General features: G+C 72.0%; 19 protein-coding genes and 1 pseudogene. 8 read left to right on the top strand and 12 right to left on the bottom strand.

Annotated elements, in window-relative coordinates:
* A pseudogene (locus tag ACTHNQ_RS02225) lies at positions 1-89 on the bottom strand (Ku protein); the annotation flags it as partial.
* A gap of 77 nt (positions 90-166) precedes the next feature.
* Here ACTHNQ_RS02225 and ACTHNQ_RS02220 point away from each other — a divergent pair.
* The gene (locus ACTHNQ_RS02220; protein WP_440330804.1) at positions 167-2,662 is read left to right on the top strand and encodes an ATP-dependent DNA ligase; all 2,496 of its coding nucleotides are present in this window, start codon (positions 167-169) and stop codon (positions 2,660-2,662) included.
* 5 nt (positions 2,663-2,667) lie between these two features.
* Here ACTHNQ_RS02220 and ACTHNQ_RS02215 read toward each other — a convergent pair whose 3' ends face one another.
* From ACTHNQ_RS02215 to murI, 4 genes are all read right to left on the bottom strand, one after another.
* On the bottom strand, positions 2,668-3,579 hold the full coding sequence (locus tag ACTHNQ_RS02215) for a cation diffusion facilitator family transporter (RefSeq protein ID WP_440330803.1): 912 nt from the start codon (positions 3,577-3,579) through the stop codon (positions 2,668-2,670).
* Between the two features lie 89 nt (positions 3,580-3,668).
* Positions 3,669-4,283: an RdgB/HAM1 family non-canonical purine NTP pyrophosphatase gene (rdgB, locus tag ACTHNQ_RS02210; RefSeq protein WP_440330802.1), complete on the bottom strand. Its 615-nt coding sequence runs from the start codon at positions 4,281-4,283 to the stop codon at positions 3,669-3,671.
* Positions 4,284-4,286: 3 nt separating this feature from the next.
* A complete protein-coding gene (rph, locus tag ACTHNQ_RS02205) occupies positions 4,287-5,030 on the bottom strand; it encodes a ribonuclease PH (RefSeq protein ID WP_440330801.1) in 744 nt (247 codons plus the stop codon).
* A gap of 28 nt (positions 5,031-5,058) precedes the next feature.
* Positions 5,059-5,901 (bottom strand): glutamate racemase, encoded by an 843-nt coding sequence (gene murI / locus ACTHNQ_RS02200; RefSeq protein ID WP_018171231.1) that lies wholly within the window; start codon positions 5,899-5,901, stop codon positions 5,059-5,061.
* Between the two features lie 41 nt (positions 5,902-5,942).
* On the opposite strand from murI, the gene ACTHNQ_RS02195 reads away from it, so the two are divergent.
* Positions 5,943-7,268, top strand: a complete 1,326-nt coding sequence (locus ACTHNQ_RS02195; protein WP_440330800.1) for a nicotinate phosphoribosyltransferase — start codon at positions 5,943-5,945, stop codon at positions 7,266-7,268.
* A gap of 3 nt (positions 7,269-7,271) precedes the next feature.
* Here ACTHNQ_RS02195 and ACTHNQ_RS02190 read toward each other — a convergent pair whose 3' ends face one another.
* Genes ACTHNQ_RS02190 through ACTHNQ_RS02180 form a run of 3 tightly spaced genes read right to left on the bottom strand, consistent with a single transcriptional unit; the run spans position 7,272 to position 10,575 of the window.
* Complete coding sequence (locus tag ACTHNQ_RS02190; RefSeq protein ID WP_018171233.1) at positions 7,272-7,538, bottom strand: DUF3039 domain-containing protein; 267 nt, start codon at positions 7,536-7,538, stop codon at positions 7,272-7,274.
* Positions 7,539-7,588: 50 nt separating this feature from the next.
* The gene (locus ACTHNQ_RS02185) at positions 7,589-9,154 is read right to left on the bottom strand and encodes a hypothetical protein (protein ID WP_440330799.1); all 1,566 of its coding nucleotides are present in this window, start codon (positions 9,152-9,154) and stop codon (positions 7,589-7,591) included.
* The gene (locus ACTHNQ_RS02180) at positions 9,130-10,575 is read right to left on the bottom strand and encodes an ATP-binding cassette domain-containing protein (protein WP_440330798.1); all 1,446 of its coding nucleotides are present in this window, start codon (positions 10,573-10,575) and stop codon (positions 9,130-9,132) included. The genes ACTHNQ_RS02185 and ACTHNQ_RS02180 overlap by 25 nt, the downstream gene beginning before the upstream one ends.
* 195 nt (positions 10,576-10,770) lie before the next feature.
* Here ACTHNQ_RS02180 and ACTHNQ_RS02175 point away from each other — a divergent pair, with 195 nt between their 5' ends.
* The 5 genes from ACTHNQ_RS02175 to ACTHNQ_RS02155 all read left to right on the top strand — a co-directional run bounded on the left by ACTHNQ_RS02175 (position 10,771) and on the right by ACTHNQ_RS02155 (position 14,566).
* Positions 10,771-11,463 (top strand): NTP transferase domain-containing protein, encoded by a 693-nt coding sequence (locus ACTHNQ_RS02175; RefSeq protein ID WP_440330797.1) that lies wholly within the window; start codon positions 10,771-10,773, stop codon positions 11,461-11,463.
* A gap of 72 nt (positions 11,464-11,535) precedes the next feature.
* Positions 11,536-12,504: a hypothetical protein gene (locus tag ACTHNQ_RS02170; protein WP_440330796.1), complete on the top strand. Its 969-nt coding sequence runs from the start codon at positions 11,536-11,538 to the stop codon at positions 12,502-12,504.
* A 39-nt stretch (positions 12,505-12,543) separates the two neighbouring features.
* On the top strand, positions 12,544-12,846 hold the full coding sequence (locus ACTHNQ_RS02165; protein WP_440330795.1) for a hypothetical protein: 303 nt from the start codon (positions 12,544-12,546) through the stop codon (positions 12,844-12,846).
* Positions 12,847-12,880: 34 nt separating this feature from the next.
* Entirely contained in the window at positions 12,881-13,111 is a 231-nt protein-coding gene (locus tag ACTHNQ_RS02160; RefSeq protein ID WP_440330794.1) for a hypothetical protein, read from the top strand.
* 66 nt (positions 13,112-13,177) lie between these two features.
* Complete coding sequence (locus tag ACTHNQ_RS02155; protein ID WP_440330793.1) at positions 13,178-14,566, top strand: maltokinase N-terminal cap-like domain-containing protein; 1,389 nt, start codon at positions 13,178-13,180, stop codon at positions 14,564-14,566.
* A 6-nt stretch (positions 14,567-14,572) separates the two neighbouring features.
* Here the strand turns inward: ACTHNQ_RS02155 and ACTHNQ_RS02150 are convergent, their stop codons facing one another.
* Complete coding sequence (locus ACTHNQ_RS02150; RefSeq protein ID WP_440330792.1) at positions 14,573-15,850, bottom strand: CDP-glycerol glycerophosphotransferase family protein; 1,278 nt, start codon at positions 15,848-15,850, stop codon at positions 14,573-14,575.
* 110 nt (positions 15,851-15,960) lie between these two features.
* Between ACTHNQ_RS02150 and ACTHNQ_RS02145 the strand changes: the two genes are divergently transcribed.
* Positions 15,961-16,986, top strand: a complete 1,026-nt coding sequence (locus tag ACTHNQ_RS02145; protein WP_440330791.1) for a glycosyltransferase — start codon at positions 15,961-15,963, stop codon at positions 16,984-16,986.
* 25 nt (positions 16,987-17,011) lie between these two features.
* Here ACTHNQ_RS02145 and ACTHNQ_RS02140 read toward each other — a convergent pair whose 3' ends face one another.
* The 3 genes from ACTHNQ_RS02140 to ACTHNQ_RS02130 are packed head-to-tail and all read right to left on the bottom strand — an operon-like array spanning position 17,012 to position 21,523.
* Positions 17,012-18,463 (bottom strand): CDP-glycerol glycerophosphotransferase family protein, encoded by a 1,452-nt coding sequence (locus ACTHNQ_RS02140; RefSeq protein WP_440330790.1) that lies wholly within the window; start codon positions 18,461-18,463, stop codon positions 17,012-17,014.
* The gene (locus ACTHNQ_RS02135; protein WP_440330789.1) at positions 18,460-19,734 is read right to left on the bottom strand and encodes a CDP-glycerol glycerophosphotransferase family protein; all 1,275 of its coding nucleotides are present in this window, start codon (positions 19,732-19,734) and stop codon (positions 18,460-18,462) included. The genes ACTHNQ_RS02140 and ACTHNQ_RS02135 overlap by 4 nt, the downstream gene beginning before the upstream one ends.
* A 49-nt stretch (positions 19,735-19,783) precedes the next feature.
* Complete coding sequence (locus ACTHNQ_RS02130) at positions 19,784-21,523, bottom strand: trypsin-like peptidase domain-containing protein (RefSeq protein WP_440330788.1); 1,740 nt, start codon at positions 21,521-21,523, stop codon at positions 19,784-19,786.
* Positions 21,524-21,557 lie beyond the last annotated feature (34 nt).

Genomic DNA, 21,557 nt, shown 5'->3' with positions numbered 1-21,557 from the left:
GACACGTCGTGGTCCTCGGTCGCCGAATACACCTTGACCGGGACGTTGACCAGGCCGAAGGTCAGCGCGCCCTTCCAGATCGCTCTCATCGCACCAGTACACACCGGTCACGCCCGTCGCGGCTAGCCCGCACCCGGGTGTTGACAACTCACGGCAGGATGGGCGCATGGCCCAGCCCCGCGGAAAGTCCGCCGAGCAGTACGTGAGCATCGGCGGTCGCCGGCTTCGCATCACGAACCTCGACAAGGTGCTCTATCCCGAGACGGGCACCACCAAGGGCGAAGTCATCGACTATTACACGCGCATCGCGCCCGTGCTGATCCCCCACGTCGTCGGACGCCCCGTCACGCGCAAGCGCTGGCCGGACGGCGTGGGAACCGAAGACGACCCCGGCATGGTCTTCTTCGCGAAGGATCTCGAACGGGGCGCACCCTCCTGGGTGCGGCGGATGCCGATCCCTCACTCGACCGGCACCAAGGAGTACCCGCTCGTCTCCGACGTGCCCACGCTGGTGTATCTGGCGCAGGTCGCGAGCCTCGAGCTGCACGTGCCGCAATGGCGCTTCGCGGCCGACGGCGGCCGCGGACCGGCCGACCGTCTCGTGCTGGACCTCGACCCCGGCCCAGGAGTCGGGCTCGCCGAGTGCGCCGTGGTCGCCGGCTGGGCGCGGACGATCCTGCTGGGCATGGGGCTGGAGCCGTTTCCGGTCACGAGCGGCAGCAAGGGCATCCACCTGTACACCGCGCTGCCGCCCGGTCAGTCCACCGAGCAGGCGTCCGCGCTCGCGAACGAGCTCGCGCGGGCGATCGAGGCCGATCACCCGGACCTCGTGGTCAGCAGCATGAAGAAGACCGAGCGGCACGGGAAGGTGCTCATCGACTGGAGCCAGAACAACGGGTCCAAGACGACCATCGCCCCCTACTCGCTGCGCGGGCGACCGCATCCGACGGTGGCCGCCCCGCGCACCTGGGAGGAGCTGGACGACCCGGGGCTGCGGCACCTCGACTTCGCCGAAGTGCTCGCGCGTGTCGACGACATCGGCGACCCCATGGCGCCGCTGGGCTTCCACGCGGGAGGGCGCGAGGCCGAGTCGGGACCGCTCTCGGCCTACATCTCCAAGCGCAGCGCCGCACGCACTCCGGAACCGGTGCCCGCCAACCCGCTCGGCGCGACACCCAGCGATGAGAAGCCCCGCTTCGTCATCCAGGAGCACCATGCGACGCGGCTGCACTGGGACTTCCGACTGGAGCACGACGGCGTGCTGGTGAGCTGGGCGGTACCCCGCGGGGTACCGCACTCGCATCGTCGCAACAACCTCGCGGTGATGACCGAGGACCACCCGATGGAGTACGCGACGTTCGAGGGGACGATCCCTGCCGGAGAGTACGGCGGGGGCACCGTCACGATCTGGGACGAGGGCCGGTACGACCTGGAGAAGTGGCGGGACGACGAGATCATCGCCACCCTGGAGGGTCGCCCGGGCGGACCCCTGGGACGCGTGCGCCTCGCCCTGATCCGCACGGAAGGCGAGGGCGAGAAGTCCAGCTGGCTGCTGCACCGGATGAAGACCGACGTCGACGGCCGCCTGCAGCCCGACGGCGTCGTCGTCGAGCCCAGCGCCCAGGCCGACGAGCCCCGCAGCGCACGCGCACCCGGACCACGTGGCGCGGCGGATGCGGGAAGATCCGGCGCCGACCTGTCACCGATGCTCGCGACGTCGGCGACGCCGGAGCTGGCGCGCATCGCGGCGCACCGCTGGGGCGACCCTGCCTGGGTCGAGATGAAGTGGGACGGCATCCGGGCGGTCGGATCCTGGGACGGCGAGCGGCTCCGGCTGTACGCGCGCAGCGGCAACGACATCACCCACCGCTACCCGGAGCTCACCGGCGTCGATGCGGGACTGGGTGCGCAGCCATGTGTCGTGGACGGCGAGCTCGTGGCGCTCGAGCCCGACGGACGCCCGAGCTTTCCGCTGCTGCAGACCCGCATGAACCTTGAGCGGGCGGGCGACATCGCGCGCGAGGCCCGCCGGACTCCTGTGCGCTACTACCTGTTCGACGTGCTCGCGCACGACGGCGACGACCTGGCCGACCTGCCCCTCCGCGAGCGGCGTGACGTGCTCGAGGCGGTGGCGGCGGCATCCATCGATCCGATCGCCGTGCCTCCGGTGTTCGACGACGTCGACGTCGCCCTGGAGACGAGCGCGCGGCTGCGGCTGGAAGGGATCGTCGTGAAGGACCCCGCGTCGCCGTACCTGCGCGGGCGGCGGTCGGAGGCATGGCTGAAGGTCAAGCACACGAGCACGCAGGAGGTGGTGATCGCCGGCATCCGCCCCGGCAAGGGCGCACGGTCCGGGACCTTCGGTTCGCTGCTGCTCGGGATCCCCGGCGAGAACGGCCTGCAGTACGCCGGTCGCGTCGGCACCGGCTTCAGCGACTCGATGCTCGCCACGCTCATGCGCACACTCACGCCGCTGCGCACCGATGAGAATCCGCTGGTCGGGGTTCCCCCCGCCGACGCGCGCGATGCGCTGTGGGTGCGGCCCGAGCTCGTCGGCGAGGTCGAGTACGGCGAGTTCACCCCCGGGGGCATCCTCCGCCATCCTCGGTGGCGAGGACTGCGCCCCGACAAATCGCCCGAGGACGTGCGCTGCGAAGGCTAGGCGGGCTAGGCGTGAGCGTCGTGCTCGACGTGGCCCGCGGGTTCCAGCTGGAACGTCGAATGCTCGACGTCGAAGTGCTCCGACAGGCAGCTCTGCAGTCCGCTCAGGATGCCGGCGGCCCGGCCGTCCGCGAGCGCAGCCTCCTCCACGACGACGTGGGCGGTGAACACCGGGGCGCCACGGGTCAGCTGCCACACGTGCACATCGTGGACGTCGACGACACCGGGCGCGCCCAGGATGTGGGCACGGATGTCCTGCACACGCGTGCCCTGTGGCGCGGACTCCGCGAAGACCGACACCACCTCGCGCAGCAGGCTGAACGCGCGCGGCACGATCATGGCGGCGATGAACAGGGACGCGATGGCATCGGCCTGGTCCCAGCCGGTGGTCACGACGACGATCGCCGCGACGATGACGGCCGCCGAGCCGATGAGGTCGCCCATCACCTCGATGTACGCGCCGCGGACGTTGATGCTGTGCCGCTGCGCCGAGCTCAGCAGCCACATCGCGACGCCGTTCGCGACGAGGCCGACGATGGCGACGACGAGCATGAGGCCGCCCTGCACCTCGGCGTCGGCGGGGTGCAGCAGGCGCATGATGCCCTCATACGCCACCCAGGCCGATAGCAGGATGAGGATAATGCCGTTGACGAGCGCCCCGAAGACCTCTGCGCGCTGATAGCCGAACGTGCGTCGGTCGTTGGCGGGGCGCGCGGCGACGGTGCTCGCGATGAGCGCGACGACGAGGGCCGCCGCGTCGGTGAACATGTGGGCGGCGTCCGCGAGCAGCGCGAGCGACCCCGACAGGATCGCGCCGACCACTTGGACCACCATGACGGTGGACGTGATCGCGAGCGAGATCGCGAGCAGCCGGCGGTTGCCGGAGCCGCGGATCCCGGTGGGCGCGTGATCGTGCATGTGCCCAGGCTAAGCCCGGCCCGCAGGCGCGCCGGGCTGTTTCGGCTAGTCGGGAATGAGTGTGATTCTCAGTCGCAGTCGGGCACCGCTCACAGCGACGACAGCAGCGGTGCGAGCGCGACGAACGCCCGCGAGCGATGGGATGCCGCGTTCTTCTCCTCGGCCGTCCACTCACCGACGCTGCGCTCGGCGCCGGGCTCCTGCCCGTCGGGCACGAACACCGGGTCGTACCCGAATCCGCCCGCTCCCGACGGCGCCGTGGCGATCCGCCCCGGCCACACGCCTTCGACCACGTGCTCGGCCGGCTCGCCGCCGTCCGCCGATGGCACGACCAGCGCGATCGTCGAGACGAACTGCGCGCCGCGGTGCGGGTCGGCGATGTCGGAGATCTGGTCCAGCAGCAGGTTCAGGTTGGCCGACGCGTCCTTCGCGTGGCCGGCCCAGTACGCCGAGAAGACGCCCGGCGCTCCGCCCAGCACGTCGACGCACACGCCGGAGTCGTCGGCCAGCGCCGGCAGCCCGGTGTGGGCGGCCGCGGCGCGCGCCTTGATCAGCGCGTTCTCGGCGAAGGTCACGCCGTCCTCGACGGGCTCCGGGCCGTCATACCCGACGACCTCGATGTCGGGCCGCGTCGCGGCGACGATCGCCTGGAACTCCTCGACCTTGTGCGGGTTGTGGGTGGCCAGGACGATGCGGCGCGGCATCCTTCACTCCCCCGCGGGAGCGAAGACGCCGGCCTGGATGTCGCGCAGCGACGCGCAGCCGTCGACGCCGAGCTGCAGCAGCGCGTCGAGCTCCCGCTTGTCGAACGGCGCCCCCTCGGCGGTGCCCTGCACCTCGACGAACAGGCCGCGTCCGGTGACCACGACGTTCATGTCGGTCTCGGCGCGGACGTCCTCCACGTACGCGAGGTCGAGCATCGGCTCGCCGTCGATGATGCCGACCGAGACGGCCGACACGGAGTCGACGAGCACCTGCGCCTTCTGGCCGATGAACTTCTTGCCGCGGCCCCACTCGATCGCGTCGGCGAGCGCGACGTAGGCGCCCGTGATCGCTGCGGTGCGGGTGCCGCCGTCGGCCTGCAGCACGTCGCAGTCGATCACGATCGTGTTCTCGCCGAGCGCCTTGGTGTCGACCACGGCGCGCAGGGCCCGGCCGATGAGGCGCGAGATCTCGTGCGTGCGACCGCCGATCCTGCCCTTGACGCTCTCGCGGTCGTTGCGGCTGTTCGTCGCGCGCGGCAGCATGGCGTACTCCGCCGTCACCCAGCCCTTGCCCTTGCCGGTCAGCCACCGCGGAACGCCGTTGGTGAACGACGCCGTGCACAGCACCTTCGTGCCGCCGAACGACACGAGCGCCGACCCCTCGGCGTTGGCGCTCCAGCCGCGTTCGATCGTGACGGTGCGCAGCTCGTCGACGCGGCGGCCGTCGGCACGGGTGATGTCGGTCATGCGGTTCTCCTCCGGAGGAATGGATGCCTCAGCCGAGGCGGGCAGGGTCGTCGAGGCGGGGCAGGTCGATGGCGCCCGTCTGCACGAGGCGCACGTTCGTCACCTCGCGGCCCATCAGGCGGTGGGCGAGACGCAGGAACTCGTCGGCCGAGGCCCCTGTGGCCTCGTAGACGTGACGGGGTGCGGCATCCGGCCCCGCGAGCAGGTCGCGGGAGACCAGCTGACGGTAGACGTCCTTCGCGGTCTCGGTGTCGCTCGACACGAGCGACACGTCCGGGCCCATCACGTAGCTGATGGCGCCTTCGAGGAACGGGTAGTGGGTGCAGCCCAGGACGAGCGTGTCGACGCCGGCGTGGCGCAGCGGCGCGAGGTATTCCTCGGCCACCGCGAGCACCTCGGGCGAGTCGGTGACGCCGGCCTCGACGAACTCGACGAACCGGGGGCACGCCTGTGCGAACACGGTGAGACGCTCGTTGACGCCGAGCATGTCCTGGTACGCGCCGGATCCGATGGTGCCCGCCGTGCCGATGACGCCCACGCGCCCGTTGCGGGTGGTCGACATGGCCGTGCGCACCGCCGGTTTGATCACCTCGACGACGGGCACGTCGTAGCGTTCCCTGGCGTCGCGCAGCATCGCCGCCGAGGCGGTATTGCACGCGATCACGAGCATCTTCACGCCCTGCTCGACCAGGTCGTCGAGGATCTCGAGCGAATAGCGGCGCACATCGGCGATCGGCTTCGGCCCGTACGGCGAGCGCGCCGTGTCGCCGATGTAGAGGATCGACTCCCGGGGCAGCAGGGCCGACACTGCTCGAGCGACGGTGAGCCCGCCGACACCGGAGTCGAAGATTCCGATCGGCGCGTCGTTCACGATGCCCCAGCCTACGCCAGGCGCTCACTAGGCTGACCCGCATGGGTGAATCCACCGCTCTGCTGACGGACCGCTACGAGCTCACCATGCTGGACGCGGCACTGCGGGACGGCACCGCCCACCGCCGCTGCGTGTTCGAGCTGTTCGGCCGGCGACTGTCGGGCGGACGCCGCTTCGGGGTGCTCGCCGGCACGGGCCGGCTGCTGTCGCTGCTGCGCGACTTCCGCTTCGGCGACGACGAGCTGCGGTTCCTGCGCGATGAGCGGGTGGTGGATGCCGCCACCCTCACGTTCCTCGAGGGCTACCGGTTCACCGGCTCGATCATGGGGTACCGCGAGGGCGAGCTGTACTACCCCGGGTCGCCGCTCCTGACGGTCGAAGGCACGTTCGCCGAGGCGGTCGTCCTCGAGACCCTGGCGCTCAGCGTCCTCAACCACGACTCCGCCGTCGCGACCGCGGCCGCACGGATGAGCGTCGCCGCCGGAGACCGCCCGCTCGCCGAGATGGGATCACGCCGCGCCGGGGAGTCCTCCGCCGTGGCAGCCGCCCGCGCCGCCTATATCGCCGGGTTCGGCGCCACCTCGAACCTCGAAGCAGGGCGCACGTGGGGCATCCCGACGATGGGCACGGCCGCGCATTCGTGGACGCTGCTGCACGACACCGAGGAGGACGCCTTCCGCGCCCAGATCGCCGCCCTCGGCGTCGGGACCACCCTGCTCGTCGACACGTACGACATCCGCACGGGGGTCGAGACCGCGATCCGCGTCGCCGGCACCGAACTCGGCGGCGTCCGGATCGACTCCGGCGATCTGCCCACCGTCGCGGCGCAGGTACGCGCGCAGCTCGACGAGCTCGGCGCGACCGCCACCCGCATCACGGTGACCAGCGACCTCGACGAGTACGCGATCGCCGCGCTGGCGGCATCCCCCGTCGACGCCTACGGCGTGGGCACCTCGGTCGTCACGGGATCGGGGACCCCGACCGCGGGCATGGTCTACAAGCTCGTCGCCCGCCAGGACGCCGCGGGCGGCTGGGTAGGCGTCGCGAAGGCGTCCACCGACAAGGCCTCGAAGGGCGGGCGCAAGGCCGCCTTCCGCACACTCGACGCCGGCACGGCCACGAGCGAGCTGATCGTCGTCTCGGACGGCTTCGAAGCCCTCGGGACGGCCTCGTCGCATCCGGATGCCCGTCCGCTCCAGGTTCCGCTGGTCGTCGACGGTGAGACGGATGCCGCCCACGAGGGTCCGGTCGGCGTCGAGGCGGCGCGGGCGCACCACCTGCGCGTGCGCGAGGAGCTGCCGGTGCGCGCGCTCGGCCTCAGCCGCGCGGATCCCGCGATCCCGACGGTCTACGTCGACGCGGGGTGACGCTCAGCCCTGCAGCGACTCGTAGATCTCTTTGCAGGTCGGGCAGACGGGGAACTTCTCGGGGTCGCGGCCCGGCGTCCACTTCTTGCCGCACAGCGCGCGCACCGGCTTGCCGGTGATCGCGGACTCGAGGATCTTGTCCTTCTTGACGTAGTGCGAGAAGCGCTCATGATCGCCCGGCTCGATCTGCTCTTCTTTGAGGAGCTCTTCGAGCTCGCGATCGAGGGTCGCGATACCGCCCTGGTCGGGGCTGTCAAGGGGCGTGCTCATGGTCTGCCAGTGTAGTCGCGGCAGGCGCCGCCGGGGCGGCTCGGGCCGGCTCAGGTGGACTCCGCGAACTCCATCAGGCGTCCGCCGCGCCGCTCGAAGACGACGGAGCCGATCACGATGCCCACCAGGAGGACGCCGAGTCCGATCGCAAGTCCGCCCCACAGAGCTGTCGTCGCGGCTTCCGCGTCGCCACCCAGCGCCAGCCACCCGCACCACACGACGGGAGCGGAGAGCACCAGCACGCCGACCATGACGACGCCCTGTGCGATCGCTCCCCCGGCGCCCGTGCGCTGCGGCTGCTGGAAGGGGCTCTCGCCCGGCCGCGACACGGCGTACGGCGCGACCACCGATGAGATGCTCGACAGTCCGAGCCCCGACAGGAACAGGACCGCGCACACGCCGGTGAGCGCGGGAAGGATCGCCCAGCGCCCGTGGAGCGAGGTCGCCACCGGCACAGCGACGGCGAGAAGCGGAACGCCCACGAGCAGCACCGGCACCAGCCGACCGACCCGGTCCGATACGCCGCGCACGCCGCTGGAGATGTGCATCCAGATCGCCGTCGAGTCGTAGGCGACGTCGTCATGCGGCAGCCAGCCGAGGAACAGCGCGGCGAAGGGCACCGGCACGAGGGCGACGATCTCGGGCGGCACGCCCGCGATCAGCAGCGGCACCGTCGTGATGGCCGCGGCGACCGGGATCACGAGCGCGTTCACGACGTAGCGTCGGTCGCCGAACCAGTACACGAGGCTCCGGGCCGCGATCGCTCCGCCCGGCGTGCCCGGGGCGACGCCGAACCAGCCGAGACCCGCACGCTCGCGCCCCGTCCCAGGGCGCTCCGTGGTCGTGAGCAGGCGGCGCACGGCCCACACCCAGAGCAGCCCCAGTACGGCGATCGTCGCGACGGCCACGAGCGACACGAGGCCCGCGGACCGCCCCGCCGCCACCGCGCCTGGGAGCGCCCACGCGGCCCCGAAGGGGGTCAGCGCCAGCGCGTCGACGGCTCGGAGCAGCTGCGGCGGAACCGCGCCGTCCCACTCCAGCGATGCGAGGAACACTCCGACGGGCACCACCACGACGAGCACCACGAGGATGAACAGGCCCGACAGCTCGCGGGAGCGGCGCTCGCGCAGGAAGAGCGACGCCAGCGCACCGCACACGCGCGCCAGCAGCGAGCACGTGAGCACGCCGAGGACGACGCTGACGACGCCCACGGCGACCGGCACGCCGCGGTCGGCCCAGACGATCGCCGAGCACACCGCCACGGCGAGCAGCGCCAGGATCGGCACGCTGATCAGTCCCACGAGCGCCAGCACGGCTGCGAGCCGTCCGCGCGACAGCCCGAAGAGGGCGAACCGCCGAGGGTCCAGCGGGTCGTCGATCGCCCCGATGAGCGGTGCGAGCGCGAACCCCAGCGCGACCGCCGAGCCGCCCAGCACCGTGACCGTCCGCACCGCGTCGGTCGAGGCATCCCTCATCGTCAGCAGCGCCCAGCACGCGGCGACCGTCGCGATGACGAGCGCGATCAGCCCGAGAACGACCCGCACGACGTGCCCCGCGTCACCGCGCAGCGCACCGAGGAGCAGCGCCAGCCTCAGCCGGAGAACGTGTGCAGCCACTCGAGGCCCTCCACGTCGCTGAGGCCGCCGGCGAGCTCCACGAACCTCTGCTCGAGGGTGAGCTCGCCGCGCACCTCGTCGACGGTCCCCTCGGCGAGGACCTGGCCGGCCACGATGACCGCGACGCGCGTGCAGACGCGCTCGACGAGCTCCATGCCGTGGCTGGAGAGGATCACCGTGCCGCCGTGCGCGACGTACGCGGAGAGGATGTCGAGGATGATCGCGCTCGAGACCGGGTCGACCGCCTCGAACGGCTCGTCCAGCACCAGCACACGCGGCGAGTGGATGAGGGCGCCCGCGAGCATGACCTTCTTCAGCATGCCCGCCGAGTAGTCCGACACGCTGCGCCCGAGCGCCTCCTGCAGGTCGAACGCGCGGGCGAGATCCGCGGTGCGGCTCTCGACGACGGCCGAGGGCAGCCCCCGCAGCACGCCGTAGTAGTAGAGGAGCTGGCGACCGGTGAGCCGGTCGAACGTCCGCAGCCGGTCGGGCAGGACGCCCATCAGCTTCTTCGCCTTGAGCGGGTGGGCGGCGGCATCCACTCCCGCCACCTGGATCGTGCCGCGATCCGGCTCGAGCAGGCCCGCGATCATCGACAGCGTGGTGGTCTTGCCGGCGCCGTTCGGGCCGACCAGTCCGTAGAACGTGCCGGTCGGCACCGTCAGATCGATCCCGTCGACGGCGTGGGTGCTCCCGAAGCGCTTGGTGACGCCGCGCAGGACGAGCGCGTCGCCCGTCGCGCCGGCCGGCGCCGGTTCGACGATCGGTTCGGGGAGGGATGCCGTCACGTCATCGGAAGCGCCCGGCGGCGGCGCCGGCGCCACCTCGCTCGGGCCGGCCGGTTCGGCCACCGGGGGCGCGGGCGGCGGCGGGACGACGACCGGAAGCGACTCCGCGACGAGCCGCGGTGCGGGTTCTTCGACCGGCACGGGGGCGGGCGCCGGTTCGGCGACAGGTTCCGGTTGGGCCACCGGCGCCGGTTCGGCGATGGGCACCGGCTCCGCGACGGGTTCGGGCTCGGCCACCGGCGCCGGTTCGTCGATCGGCACCGGCTCCGCGACGGGTTCACGCTCGGCCACCGGCGCCGGTTCGGCGACCGGCGCCGATTCCGGAGCCTCGGAGGCTGCCGTGGGCTCGACGGGAAGCGGGGGCCTGGGCGGGACGACGATGGCCGCGGCGACGGATGCGGCGATCTCCAGGTCGCTGGGCAGCGGAGGAGGCGGACCGGGGTCGACAGGAGCGGCGACTGCGCGCTTCTTGCGCGGGGCGGATTTGGCCGTCGAACGCGGGGCCCGACCGGGCCGGCGAGGCTTGTCGGACGGCTGCGGAACGGAATCCGAGATCCGCACGACGCGCGCGTCCGAGTGACGGTCCGGCTCTTCCGGATCGATGTCGTTCGGCACCGGGAGGGAGGCTGTCACTGCACCAACGTATCAAGCGGGCCTGATCGCAGGCCAGAACGCGTCATCGAGTCTCGACATTCGCGTTATGTCACGAAACGGCAACGGGAGGCGCTCATTCTGCACCTTTTCAGTCGCCTTCGATACCCTGGTTCAGGCACGAAGGGGTGTCGCGCCGGTTAACCGGCAGTGAATCACGCACTTCAGGAGCAGATTTTGACCCTTCAGACCGTCATCCTCGCCGCAGGAATGGGCTCGCGTCTCGGACGCAGCCTTCCCAAGCCTCTCACCGAGCTCAGCGACGGCCGCAGCATCATGCAGCAGCAGCACGACAACATCCGTGCCGCGTTCGGCGGCGACGCCAGGATCACGACCGTCGTCGGCTACCGCGCCGAGACCATCGTCGAGGCGTTCCCGCACGTCGACTACGTCTACAACGACCGGTACGACCAGACGAACACGTCCAAGAGCCTGCTGCGCGCGCTGGCGAAGACCGGCCGCAGCGGGGTGCTCTGGATGAACGGCGACGTCGTCTTCGACCCGCGCGTGCTCGGGCGGGCCATCGAGCTCATCGAGCGCGACCAGTCGTTCGTCACGGTCAACACGTCCAAGGTGAGCGACGAAGAGGTCAAGTACACCGTCACGCCCGAGGGCTTCATCAAGGAGCTGTCGAAGACCGTCAAGGGCGGCATCGGCGAGGCCGTGGGCATCAACTACATCTCCAGCGCCGACAAGAAGGCGTTCATGCGCCACCTCACGCGCGTCGACGACCAGGACTATTTCGAGCGCGGCCTCGAGCTCGCGATCGCCGAGGACGGCGTGCTGCTCCAGCCGCTCGACATCTCGGACCTGTACGCCGTCGAGGTCGACTTCGCCGAGGACCTCGAGCGCGCCAACCTCTTCGTCTGATCAGACGCACCGGACCGCTGGCCGGATGCCGTTCGCGGCATTCGTCCAGCGGTTCGTCTTAGGCTGACCACGATGACCGAGAAGGTTCACCGCATCCACTCCCTGCCCGACGGCGCGCCGTGGCAGGGCGGTCTTCCGCCTGCGGGCTCGGAGGAGCATCCGCTCACCATCCGGGCGCTCGACCGGGTGCTCGCGATCCAGCGGCCCGCCGTCCTCGCGCATCTGCGCAGCATCCGGCTCCGGCATCCGCAGGCCACGCCCGCCCAGATCGTGCGCATCCTCGAACGGCGCTACCTCGCCGCCGTGACGACCGGGGGCGCCGCCGTCGGCGCGACCGCCGTCGTGCCGGGCATCGGAACGGGTGTCACGCTCGCCCTGAGCGGCGTCGAGACCGTGGCCTTCCTCGAGGCGACGACGCTCTTCGCGCAGTCCGTCGCCGAGGTGCACGGCATCCCGGTCGCCGATCCCGACCGCGCACGTGCCCTCGTGCTGACGCTCATGCTCGGCAAAGAGGGCGTGGACCTCGTCGCCCAGCTGGCGGGCCAGGCAGCAGGCCGCGGCCCGAACCGCTCCACGTACTGGGGCGAGCTCATCACGAAGACGCTCCCCCGCGCCGCGGTGGGGCCGATGGTCGACCGGCTCAAGTCGACGTTCATCCGTCAGTTCGCCGCCCGAGGCGGGGCATCGTGGATCGGCAAGGCGCTGCCGTTCGGCATCGGCGCGGCCGTCGGCGGCGCCGGCAACAACATCCTCGGCCGCCGCGTGCTCACCGGCTCGAGGAAGGCGTTCGGCCTGCCGCCCTTCGAGCTTCCGTCGGACCTCGAGCCGCGTCCCGGCGCGGACCGCCTCGAACGCATCGCCGGTCGCGGCATCCGACGGGCGGGTGAGGCCGTCGTCGGCGGCGTGACCCGCGGCTCGGCCGCGGTGGCCGGTGTCGTGCGGCGTCGCCGGCCCGCGCTCGAGGCCCCTGCCGGCGGAGCCTCCTCCCCGGCGACGGGCGTCGACGATCCGTCCACAGTCGGCGGCTCGCCCAGGCCCTGACACCTCGTCCGCGTCGGATGCCGCTCCTACCGTGGCGGGATGCTTCGCGCGCTGGATCCCGACGAACCCCGACCGCCCCTCGCCTACCGCGTGCCCTGGCGCGTCGACCGGGTGTACGACCGGCACCCCCTGGTGACGAACGCCGGGCCGGCGGCCGTCGACCTCGTCCGCGTCCTCATCGACCACGGACCTGGGTCGGCGACCGAGCACTGGGGCCGGATGCCCGCCGGCGACACCGCCGAGCTGTGCCTGTGCGACGCGGACCCCGGCGACACCACCGTGACGATCGCCTGGTTCCGCCCCGAGAACGGCGTGGAGTACCTGTGGAATTTCGCGATGTGAGACGCGACGCGGCAGACGGCGCGACAATAGCCGCATGGGTCTGTTCAGCAAGCTTCCCGAGGAGCCCGTGGAGTGGGCCGGGCTCCCCTCCGAGCCCTCCCGCGCCGAGAGCGAGGCCGAGCGCCTCACGTCCGCGCCGTCGTCGGATCTGGGCGCTCTCGGGTTCGGCGATCCCACCGCCGGCGTAGCGGTCGAGTCGATCGTCATCCCGGTGACGCCCGCGGTCGAGATCGCACAGTCGCACGAATCCGGCGAGGACCACTGACACCCGCTGCAAGCGCTTGCATGTCACTCCTCGACAGGCCACGGCGCGAGGCATACGCTCGCTCGTATGGACAGCACCCTCGCCTGCCTGGCGGCATGGATGCCGCGGCAGCGGTGGTACGCGGCGAAAGGCCGGCCACCGAGCCTGCGACTGGTGTCGTGGTGGGACCTTCCGGCGGACCGCGGCGGCGCGAGCGACGACGGCGCTCGGGTGCGGACCTACCTCGTCGCCGATGAGGGCGCCCTCCCCGCGGTGCTGTACCAGATCCCCGTCGTCGAGCGCGCGACCGAGACCATCGACGCGGACCCCGAGCACATCATCGGCAGTCCCGAGCCCGGAAGCACCTTCATCGACGGGCCCTTCGACGACGCCTACGCCCAGGCGCTGCTGTCGCTCGTGGAGCACGGCGGTACCGCCGACGGCCCGCAGACCACCGCAACGGGGCATCCGGCGCCGGCCGCCGACCCGGCGGGACGCCTGCGGGTGGCGCGCGTTGTCAGCGGCGAGCAGTCCAACACCTCGCTGATCTACGAGGGCGACGGCATCCCCGTCATCTGCAAGGTCTATCGCCAGCTGCACGCGGGCCTGAACCCCGACATCGAACTGCAAGAGGCTCTCGCCGCCGCGGGCTCGGACCACGTGCCGACGCCGATCGGCTGGGTCGAGGGATCGTGGCCCGATCTGTCGACCGCGCACGGCGCGGTGCGCGGTTCGCTCGCGTTCGCGCAGGAGTTCCTGCCGGGAGTCGAGGATGCCTGGCGGGTGGCTCTTCACGCGGCCGCGCGGGGAGAGGACTTCCGCTCACCCGCGCACGCGCTCGGCGTCGCCACCGCCGATGTGCATCGCGGCCTCGCCGGCTGCTTCCCCACTCACCCTGCGGGGGCCGCCGATCGCAAGGCCACCGCGGCCGGGTGGGAGCGCCGCCTCGCGATCGCCATCGCCGAGGTCCCCGACCTGGCCGCGCAGCGCGAAGCGATCGAGACGGTGTACCGACGGGCCATGCATGTGCCGTGGCCCGCGCTGCAGCGCATCCACGGCGACTTCCACCTCGGTCAGGTGCTCCATGCCCCCGGCCGGGGCTGGGTCCTTGTCGATTTCGAGGGCGAGCCGCTGAGGCCGATGGCGGAACGCGTGCAGCCCGATCTCGCGCTCCGCGATGTGGCAGGCATGCTCCGCTCCTTCGACTACGTGGCCGGATCGCTCCGGCTCGACGACCCGGAGCGCTCCCCCGAGGCCGTCAGAGATTGGGTGGCGTCCGCCCGGGCGGCCTTCGTCGACGGGTACGCGGCGACGTCGGGCACCGACCTCGACCCGCGGCATCCACTGCTCGCCGCCCTCGAACTCGACAAGGCCGTCTACGAGGCGATCTACGAGGCGCGCAACCGACCCACGTGGGTCGCGATCCCCCTCGGCGCCGTCGCGAGGTTGGTGGAAAGACCCGCACCCGTCGCCTGAGGGGTATCAGGCCTCGTCGTCGAGGTCGGCCTCGTCGTCGGGCTCTTCGTCCTCTTCGGCGACCGAGCGGGCGTACCAGCGCTCCCAGTCGTCCATGAGACGCTGCACGGCCGTCTCGAAGCGCGCGGTCGCCGCGCCCGGGGCGGTGTCGCCGAAGTAGTGGGTCACCCATTGCTCCAGCCGCGCCACGGCGTCGGGGTCGCCCAGCACACGATCGGTCTCGGCGACGATCTCGGGAGCGGCGGAGGCGTCCAGCCATTCGCAGGCGGACAGATAGCCGTGCGTGTCGATCGCGGCCGCGGGATCGACCGGCCGCGTGATCAGCAGGGGCTTGTCGGCGGCGAGACGGTCGTAGACCATCGCGGAGATGTCGACGATCGCGACGTCGGCAGCCGCCAGCTGCCAGCCGAGCTCGGGCCCGTCGTCGAACACGTGACGGGCGGACGCATCGGCCGCGTTCGCGGCGGCGATGGCGGCGATGATGCGCTTGTTCGCGGCCCCGTACTCGTGGTTCACGACACCGGAGCGCGGGTGCGGGCGGTAGATGACGCGGTGCTTCCCGGTCGCCAGCAGCGCCGAGACGAGCGCCTCGCCGTGCGACACGATCGAGCCGTAGTGCGCCGATGGCCGGTCGCCCTCCCACGTCGGCGCGTACAGCACCACCGTGCGCTCGTCGGGCGTGTAGGGCAGCGTGCCCGAGTAGTGGTCCGCCTGCGGACGCCCGATCTCGATCGTGCGGCGGTCGATGTCGTAGTCCCACAGCACCCGCTGCAGGCGCTCGCGGGCGGCATCCCCCGCGATCATGGCGTAGTCGTACGCCTTGTACTGATTCGTGGTCATGTACATCTTGTCGGACTCGCCGTGGTTGATGAACACGTGCCAGCGGCGGCCGTACCGGAACATCTGGAAGTTCCGCGTGTTCTGGTTGACGTACAGCACGAGCCGGATGTCCTGCTGGGCGATGAACCGCTCCAGGTCGCGCACGGTGGGCACGAACGCCACCGGCAGCGCTCCATCGACGAGGAGCGCTTCGGCTCCGGTCGCGGCACGGCTCAGCACGACGACCGGCCACTTCTTCGCGAGGCCGGCGAGCGGCTTGTACCACTGGCGCATCTGGTACATGTTGACCGCGCCGTCGGCGAAGTACACGGCGACGCGATAGTGGAAGGGCGGATGCTGCGGCCCCGACGCGAGCCTCCGCCGGACGTCGATGACAGCCGAGCGATTGCGCACGGCCTTGCGCACGAGCGCGATCGCCTTCTTCACATCCGAGACCAGACCCACACGTCCAGCCTATCGACCGGCACGCATGACATGATCGACCAGTGCAGGACGAGCAACACGGACGCAGGGACGCTCCGATCCCCCCTCCCGGCGCCGGTGTCAGCTTCGTGATGCCGGTGCTCAACGAGCGCGCCTATCTGCGCCGCGCCGTCGAGACCGTGCTGGCACAGGACATCGACGCGCCGACCGAGCTGATCCTCGCACTAGGCCCGTCGAACGACGGCACGACCGAGCTGGCCCATGAGCTGGCCCGCGGCGACACCCGCATCGTGCTGGTCGACAACCCGGCGGCCGACATCCCCGTCGGGCTCAACCTGGCGATCCGGGCGGGCCGGTACCCCACCGTCGTCCGCGTCGACGCGCACTCCGAGCTCGACCGGTCGTACGCGCGCAGCGCGCTGCAGACCCTCGACCGCGTCCGGGCCGCCAACGTCGGGGGCGTCATGCACGCCGACGGACGGACGCCCTTCCAGCGGGCCGTCGCACGTGCCTACAACTCCCCCATCGGCCTCGGCGGGGGCGCGTACCACGGCGGGACCCAGGAGGGCGAGGCCGAGTCCGCCTACCTCGGGGTGATGCGCAGGGACGTGCTCGAAGAGGTCGGGCTGTTCGACGAGAGCATCCGCCGCGGCGAGGACTGGGAGCTGAACCTGCGGATCCGCCGTGCCGGCTACCGCGTGTGGTTCGACCCGTCGCTGTCGGTCACGTACTGGCCGCGCGAGAGCTGGACGCGGCTGGTGCGCCAGTTCGCGGCGACGGGGCGCTGGCGCGGCGAGCTCGTTCGGCGGTTCGGCCGCGGCAACTCGCTGCGGTTCTTCGCACCGCCCGCGCTGGTGCTCACGATCCTGCTCGCGCTCGTCGTGGCGGTGCTGCAGCTCACGGGCGTGCTGACCGGCTGGTGGTCGGTGGCGGCATCCCTCGTCTACGTGCCGGTGATCGCGTACGCCGTCCTTATCCTGGCCGTCGCGCTCGGTGCGGGCGGCGGCCACGGGTGGCGCGACAAGCTGTGGTCGGCGGCCGTGCTGCCGACGATGCACCTGTCGTGGGGCTGGGGATTCCTGGGCGGGGTGATCGGCGGCGCGCGCGACACGGTCGACACATCGCGCCTCGGCAGCCGCAACACCCCGCTCCCCTGAGCACGTCGCGGCGGCGCCGTGAGCGTCAGGCGCGGATGAAGCCCTGGTCGAGGATGCGGGCGACGACCCTCTCGGCGGCATGCCCGTCGTCGCGGGCGTTGAACTTCGCCTGCCACTCGCGGTAGCGAGCGGCGTGCTGCTCCGCGTCGTCGGCGGCGAGCGCCGCGACGAGCTCGTCCTGCGAGCGGACCAGCGCGCCGGGAGCATGCGCGGCGAGGTCGAAGTAGAAGCCCCGCAGCTCTCCGCGGTAGTGCTCCATGTCGGGGACGAGGAAGTACATCGGCTTGCCGGTCACCGAGAAGTCGAACATGACCGACGAGTAGTCGGTGATGAGCGCGTCGGCCGCCAGCAGCAGCAGGGACGTGTCGGGGAAGCCGGTGACGTCGACGACGCGCGGCCCTTCGGCGTCGCGTCCGGGCAGGAGCGTCCGCGAGTGCCCGCGCACGAGCACGACCGCGTCGGTGGCGGCGGCGAGCGCAGCCGGGTCGACGAAGTCGACGATCTGGTCACGGTCGTCCCGCCAGGTCGGCGCGTACAGGAGGACGCGCTCGTCGGGGCGGATGCCGAGCGCCGCACGCGTCGCGGCGCCGTCGCCCGTCGTCAGCACGTCGTTGCGCGGGTACCCCTCGACCCACACCGGTCGCGTGAGGAACGCGTACGCCTTGCCGAGGATGCGCGCCGCGTACGGGTTCTGCGCGAGGAGCACGTTCCACCGTCGCGACTCGCGGACGACGGCAGCCATGCGGCGCGGGTCGAACCCGGGCCGGTGCAGCGCGAGGCGCTTGAGCGGCGTGCCGTGCCATGTCTGCAGCACGATCTGCCCACGCCGGCGCGCGAAGCGCCGCCGCAGCCAGTCGTTCACGACGAGCAGCCGCGCGGCGCCGCGGGCGCGCCACCACTCCGGACTGCCTTCGACGACGGGGATGGCGCCGTCCGGCACCGCGACCGACAGGTCGACCACGCTCCAGTAGCGGGTCACCTGCGGAGCCCGCCGTGCGAGCTCGCGGTCGATCGCCAGCGGGTTGCAGCTGGCGTTGCGCCCGTAGAAGCTCTCGAAGAACACCGCGTTCTCGAAGCCCGAGGCCGGACGGGTGGCGTAGCGGCGCTCCAGCGCGTCCTGCCCCTCGCCGGAGTCGTATGCGGGGTCGATCGGCGGCCCGACCTCGAGGCGGCCCCCTTCGAGCGAGGCCCGCAGCGTCCCCAGCTGAGTCAGCGGCACGGTCTCGGACACCGGGATGCCGCGGCCGCCGGCATCCACGATCCGCAGTTCGTACGCCCCTGACGGCAGAGGCAGTTCGGGTCCGCCCCACCGTGCGGCGCGCAGCGGCAGGACCGCCCGCCACGTCTTGCCACGGCCGGTCAGGCGGCCTGAGACCCGCGCGCGAGCACCGACGAGGTCCACCGACGACGGCCGTTCCCCCTCGCCCGAGAGCACCAGAGCAGGGCCCTCGTCGGTCGTGAAGCGCGCCTCGGTCATCGGGTTCCTTCCCTGGGTCGGGCGGGGGCCGTCCCGGCCAGAATGGCAAGGTACACCCTCTCGGCGTTGCGGCCGTCGCGATGCGCGTGGACACGCGCGCTGAGTTCGCGGGCACGGGCGATCCGCCGCTCCCGCGCGGCATCGTCGCCCAGGAGGGCATCGAGCTGCGCGGCCGCTGCGGTCCAGTCCTCGCTCCAGTCCGCGCCCGCGACATCGTCGTAGGTGCCGTAGAACCCGCGGCGGCGCGCGTACTCGTCGACGTCGGGGGCGAGGAAGAGCGTCGGCAGCGGCACGAGCGCTGCATCGAAGGCGAGCGAGGAGTAGTCGGTGACCAGAGCGTCGACCCCCGGCAGCAGGGGCGTGACGTCGGCGACGAGGTCGCTGCCGAGCGACTGCACGCGATCCGTGGCGAACGGGGGCGCGTACTCCCCCGCGCCGAGCGGATGCGAGCGCACGAGCAGCGTGGCGCCGTGGCGCGTGAGCACGTCGACGATCGTCGTCCACTCCTCGTCCGTGGGGACCGCGGGGTCGGCGTCTCCGTCGCGCCACGTCGGCGCGTACAGCACCAGGCGACTCGCCGGATCCAGTCGCGGTACCGCGTGGCCGATCGCTGCGCGTGCCATGACCCTGCGGTCGTCGGGAGCTCCCTGCGAGAGCACGTCGACACGCGGGTCGCCGGTGACGGGCACGGCGCGGTCGGGCAGGGCGAACGCGGACTCGAGCCGCCCACGAACGAGATGGGATGCCGCCGGCAGCACCCGGATGCGCCGCGCGGCCGCGCGGTACATGGTGCGCAGCAGCCCGCGGACGACGGGCGCCACGGGCGTGCGGGCGACGACGCCCGGCACGCGCAGCGTCTCGGGCGAGTCCAGCCCGATGCGCTTGAGGGGGATGCCGTGCCACAGCTGCACGACGAATGCTCCGGTGACCGCGTAGCGGTTGACGTCGCCGAAGCCGTGCGTGACCACGATCACGCGCGCGCGGGCGGTGCGCCACAGTCCCCGCCAGGAGTTCTTGCGGACCGTCGGGATGCCTCGGGCCGCGGCATCCCGTGCCTCGCGGTCGGAGGCCACCAGCCAGACCGCCGGAGGACGGTCGCCCTCCGCGGCCTTCCACAGGGCCAGCGCGCCGTCGCCGATGCCGACGGCGCAGCCGAACACCCATTCGTCGCGCGACCGCGGGACGACGAGCGTCAGAAGGCGGCCTGCGGCATACAGCGGGATCGTCGCGAGCTTTCGGGCATTCCCCGCGCCGAACGAGAAGGACGCCATCGTGCGAGCCTATCCTGCTCGCACGATGGCGTCCTGAGTGGTGTGCGGATTACTGCTGCAGCGTCCCGAGCGTGACCTCGACGGTCTGCGCCTTGCCGTCGCGCACGTACGTGAGCTTGGCCTTGCTGCCGGCCGCGGCGGCGCGCACCTGCGCCGTGAGGTCGGTCGCGTCGGTGATCGGCACGCCGTTGAACTCGGTGACGACGTCGCCCTTCTGCAGGCCGGCGGCAGCGGCCGCTCCGCCGTCGGTGACCTCGGCGATGTAGGCGCCGGTGGTGGTCGCGCCCTCGACGGATGCCGCAGCGCGGACGCTCGCACCGAGCAGGCCGTGGGTGGCCTCGCCGTTGTCGATGATCTCGCCGGTGATGCGCTTGACGATGTCGGACGGGATCGAGAAGCCGACGCCGATCGAGCCCGATCCATCGGTGGAGGATCCGCCGGCGGTCGCGATCGCGACGTTGATGCCGATGAGCTTGCCGTCGGCGTCGACCAGCGCGCCGCCCGAGTTGCCCGGGTTGATGGCGGCGTCGGTCTGGATCACCGCGATCGAGATGGTGTCGGTCGCGCCCTGCTGCTGGTTCTGGCCCTGGCCGAAGTCGAACTGGAACGGCGCCTGCTGGCCGTTCTCATCCGGCTGCGACTGGTCCTGGTCGCCGCTGTCGGGCGCCGCCGAGGAGGCGATCGAGATCGAGCGGTTGAGCGCGCTCACGATGCCCTCGGTGACGGAGTTCGCCAGGCCCAGCGGAGCGCCGACCGCGACGGTCGTGTCGCCGACGTTCAGCTTGCCCGAGTCCCCGAACTCGATCGGGGTGAGGCCCGACGCGTCCTTCAGCTTGATGACCGCGAGGTCGTAGGTGGGGTCGGTGCCGACCACCTCGGCGTCGTACACCTTGCCGTCCGACGTCGTGACGCGGATCGTGGCGTCGGCGGTGGCGCCGTCGAGCGTCACCACGTGGGTGTTGGTCGCGATGTAGCCGTCCGATGTGAGCACGACGCCCGAGCCGGTGCCGCCGGCCGACGAGCTCGTCGCCTCGATGGTCACGACGCTCGGCACGACCTTCGCGGCGATGGCCGTGGTCTGGTTGACCCGGCCGGAGTCGTTGACGACCACCGTCTGCGGGCTCGCCTCGGCGGTCGACGACGTGGAGGGGGCGAACCAGTTCACGCCGGCGTACGAGCCGCCGAGACCGGCGGCGCCGCCGACGATCGCGGCGGCCACGATGAGGCCCACGACCTTGCCGGCGCCGGACGACTTCTTGGACGCCGGGGCGGTGGCCGTCGCGGTGGGGACGGCGCCGGACTGCCCGCCGATCGGCAGCGTCGGCTGCGCGTCGGCGGCCGCGGCGCCGAACGAGGCACCCGGCGCGCCCGGAGCGGGCTGACCCGCGTACGCGTGCGGGTAGGGGGCCGGCTGACCGGCGTACCCCTGCGGACGGGCGTAGGCGTGGGCACCGGCCGGGTATCCGGCGGGCGGGACGGGCTGCGCGGGCGGCATGAACTGCGCCGGCGCGACAGGGGCCGTCGATGCCGTCGGCTGCGCCGGGGCCGCGGCCGGCGCTGCCGGTGCGGCCGACGCGGCCGGCTGAGCCGGCGCGACCGGCTGAGCCGGCGGGGCGGGCTGCGCGGGGGCGGCGGGCTGCTCCGCGGCGGGCGGCACGGCCTCCTCCTGCGGAGCCGCACCTTCGGCGGCGGGCTGCGGAGAGGCCGACGGCGAGGCGGGCTCAGCCGCAGGAACGGGCGGGACGGCGGGGGTCTGGTCTTCCGGGCGGTCGCCCTGGATGTCGCTCATGGTTGCTCCTTCTGCCAAGCACTCACCACTGTGC

Source organism: Microbacterium sp., assembly GCF_051953575.1.
In the GTDB taxonomy this organism is placed as follows: Bacteria; Actinomycetota; Actinomycetes; order Actinomycetales; family Microbacteriaceae; genus Microbacterium.
Note: the sequence above shows the minus strand (reverse complement) of the source record. Positions and strands in the feature narration are given on the sequence as shown.